We start from the raw sequence: 2,866 nt of genomic DNA on the forward strand, positions 1-2,866 counted from the left end.
GAACTTCCTGAAACAGGTGGTATGGGTACTACAGTATTATATGCTGCAGGTACACTTATGATTCTTGCAGCTGCTGCATTCTTAGTAATGAAGAAAAAAGCAGATAGTAAGTAATATAAAACAATAAGGAGTGTCCTATAATGACAAAGAAGTTAACCAATGCATTTATAACTTTAATATTCATTATGGGGCTTTCCTTACTTATTTATCCTAGTTTCAGTAACTATTGGAATCAAAGACATCAAACAAGAGCTATTGCTGGATATGAAGAAAAGGTAGAAAACCTGACTGATAAACAATATCAAAAGCTCTGGAATGATGCCACTCTATACAATACAAACCTGAAACAAACACTCTCTACTTTGAACAATCAAGAGAAGAAACTCTATGAGTCTACTCTTGATGTCACTGGTACGGGTATGATGGGTTATGTGGAAATCCCTAAAATCAATGTCTCTCTTCCTATATATCATGGAACAGATGCTGAAATCTTACAGATTGCGATAGGACATATCCCAGGTACTTCATTACCAGTAGGTGGAGAGAGTACACATTGTGTCATATCTGGACATAGAGGATTACCAAGTGCACAGCTTTTTACTGATATCGATCAGTTAAAGAAGGGTGATACCTTCATGCTTCAGGTATTAGATCAAACTCTTTATTATGAAGTTGATCAAATTAAAACAGTCCTTCCTACAGAAACAGATGATCTGAAGATTGTAGAAGGACAGGACTACTGTACTCTTATGACATGCACGCCCTATGGTGTTAATACTCATAGACTGCTTGTAAGAGGACATCGTATTAATAAGACAAATCTAAGAATAAGAAGAGATTTAGTTAAAGCAGATCCAGTACTCATTGATGTGTTCTGGGTAGTACTTGCAATTATTATTGCATTTATCTGGTATTTAACATCAATCAAGGAAAAACATAAAGAAAGGTGATGACAGCAATTATATGGGGAAAAGATTAAAAAAATACATATTATGTTTTACAGTTCTACTGTCAGTCGCTGTGTTTAATTCATTCCAGGTAGCTGCTGTCAATGTCAATAAGAAATGCTCTTTGACACTCAATGAATGTATTTCAGGGTTAAATGTTCATTTGTATCGTGTCGCAAGTGTTTCGGATGATGGTAGTTATCATTACACCGATGCTTTCAAGGAAGCAGAAACAAATACAAATATTCAATTGGATCAGCTAAAAACAAGTGAAGACCTTAAAAATGCGGCTATCACATTAAAGGGATATGCGGCAAGTCAAAAAGCTCTCACTAAACAGGCAACTTCTTCTAAAGTTGCATATACAGGTCTTAAAACAGGACTCTATCTTATTACGACAGATAACTTAGAATTCAATGGAACAACTTATACCTATTTACCTTACTTGATTTCTTTACCACAGGGGACAAGTTATGATGTATCCATTGACTTTACTAAATATTCAAAGAATCCCTCTCATGAATATAAGATAGTGAAGCATTGGATTGATAATGGGTCTAAACATCCAGACAAAATCTATGTAGAACTCTATAACGGTTCTACTTATATCAAGACAATCGTACTAGATGCTGCACATAATTATGCTTTTTCATGGAAAAGTGAACAAGTTATGAATTACAGCATTAAAGAAAAGAGTGTCAAAGGTTATAAAGGTATTGTTTCTTCAGTATGCAGTGAATCTAAGACTGAATATATTATCACTAATACAAATACAGATACACCTAAGAAAGATTCTCATGTTAAAACCGGGGATACAACAAGAATCAATCATTGGTTGACATTATTAACTGTATCAGGATTATTCCTGATTGTATTAGGTAGACTATTTAGACATGAAAAAGATTAGTCATTTATTCATGACACTAGGGTGCTTATGTATCCTAGTGTCTTGTTGCTTGTTTGGTTATGAGAAGTATCGTCAAAATAAAGAAATAAAGGAATTACAAGGACTTTATAACCAGACTATACAACTTATCCCCGATACCTATATTCCTTCTGATAATGGCTATTTAGATGTACAAGGATATGATATACAGGCAGTCGTCCAAGCTGGTGACATCAAGTGGGTCATAGGTAAAGAAGATAATCTACCACACTATAAGAATAAGAATATAGTCATACCAGACTTATATCTAAAACAAATGCAGTCACTCAAGAGTAAAGATATACTTACAATTCAATCTATTTCAGGCTATAAGACCCAATATGAATTGGAAGTCATTGGTGAAGTCGATACACTTTCAAGTGATACGCTGTATATGTATTGTAAGAGTGGATCACAATATTACTGCATTAACTTAATTATGGTGTAAATTTTAGATAAAATAGAAAATATTAATAAATGTATAAGAAAAATAGAAAAAGTAGTTGACAATGTATTGATTATTCAGTATGATGAGTTCACAAATTAAGAACTACTTAGTATAAATACAGTGAAAAGAAATAGTAGATATCCAAAAGAAGCATAGAGAGTCCTTGGGTGGTGTAAAAGGATGTTTGGAGGATATTGAATTCGTCTTGGAGTAGAGCGTTGAATGAAGTAGGCGTTTCCGGTCACAACCGTTACATTGTCAGAGTATGATAGTACTCGTTGAGATATATCTAGTGATAGATATATAAAATAAGGTGGTAACACGAAGATACACTCTCGTCCTTATAGGATGAGAGTCTTTTATTTATACAGGTAGATGATCAAAGGAGAAAAAGATTATGATTATTGTATTCAAACCAAAAACAAGTGAAGAAGATGTAAAAAAGATTCAGGAAAAGGTAGAAGCGAAGGGATTAGAAACACATTTAGTAGTCGGTCATGATGTCACTATCTGTGGTGTAATCGGTGATACGACTAGAGTAGATCC

The 2,866-nt window shown here is 33.8% G+C and carries 4 protein-coding genes, 1 pseudogene and 1 other annotated feature; all 5 genes and pseudogenes read left to right on the top strand.

Translation table 11 applies throughout. The features are described from left to right. Nucleotides 1–114: LPXTG cell wall anchor domain-containing protein (locus B2S90_RS10930; protein WP_414630687.1), on the top strand; the 114-nt coding region annotated here is incomplete at its 5' end. A 26-nt stretch (nucleotides 115–140) separates the two neighbouring features. Continuing rightward, nucleotides 141–950 carry a class C sortase gene (locus tag B2S90_RS06385; RefSeq protein WP_278780673.1) on the top strand — a complete coding sequence of 270 codons (810 nt, stop codon included), beginning with the start codon at nucleotides 141–143 and terminating at the stop codon, nucleotides 948–950. A gap of 13 nt (nucleotides 951–963) precedes the next feature. Then, nucleotides 964–1,854, top strand: coding sequence for a Cna B-type domain-containing protein (locus B2S90_RS06390; RefSeq protein WP_278780674.1), 891 nt, complete (start codon nucleotides 964–966; stop codon nucleotides 1,852–1,854). Then, nucleotides 1,841–2,320 carry a hypothetical protein gene (locus B2S90_RS06395; RefSeq protein ID WP_286696745.1) on the top strand — a complete coding sequence of 160 codons (480 nt, stop codon included), beginning with the start codon at nucleotides 1,841–1,843 and terminating at the stop codon, nucleotides 2,318–2,320. The genes B2S90_RS06390 and B2S90_RS06395 overlap by 14 nt, the downstream gene beginning before the upstream one ends. 111 nt (nucleotides 2,321–2,431) lie before the next feature. Continuing rightward, nucleotides 2,432–2,666: a binding site (T-box leader), on the top strand. Between the two features lie 51 nt (nucleotides 2,667–2,717). Beyond that, a pseudogene (locus tag B2S90_RS06400) lies at nucleotides 2,718–2,866 on the top strand (3-deoxy-7-phosphoheptulonate synthase); the annotation flags it as partial.

The organism is Catenibacterium sp. UBA627 (genome assembly GCF_002299355.1).
Taxonomy (GTDB): Bacteria; Bacillota_I; Bacilli_A; order Erysipelotrichales; family Coprobacillaceae; genus Catenibacterium; species Catenibacterium mitsuoka.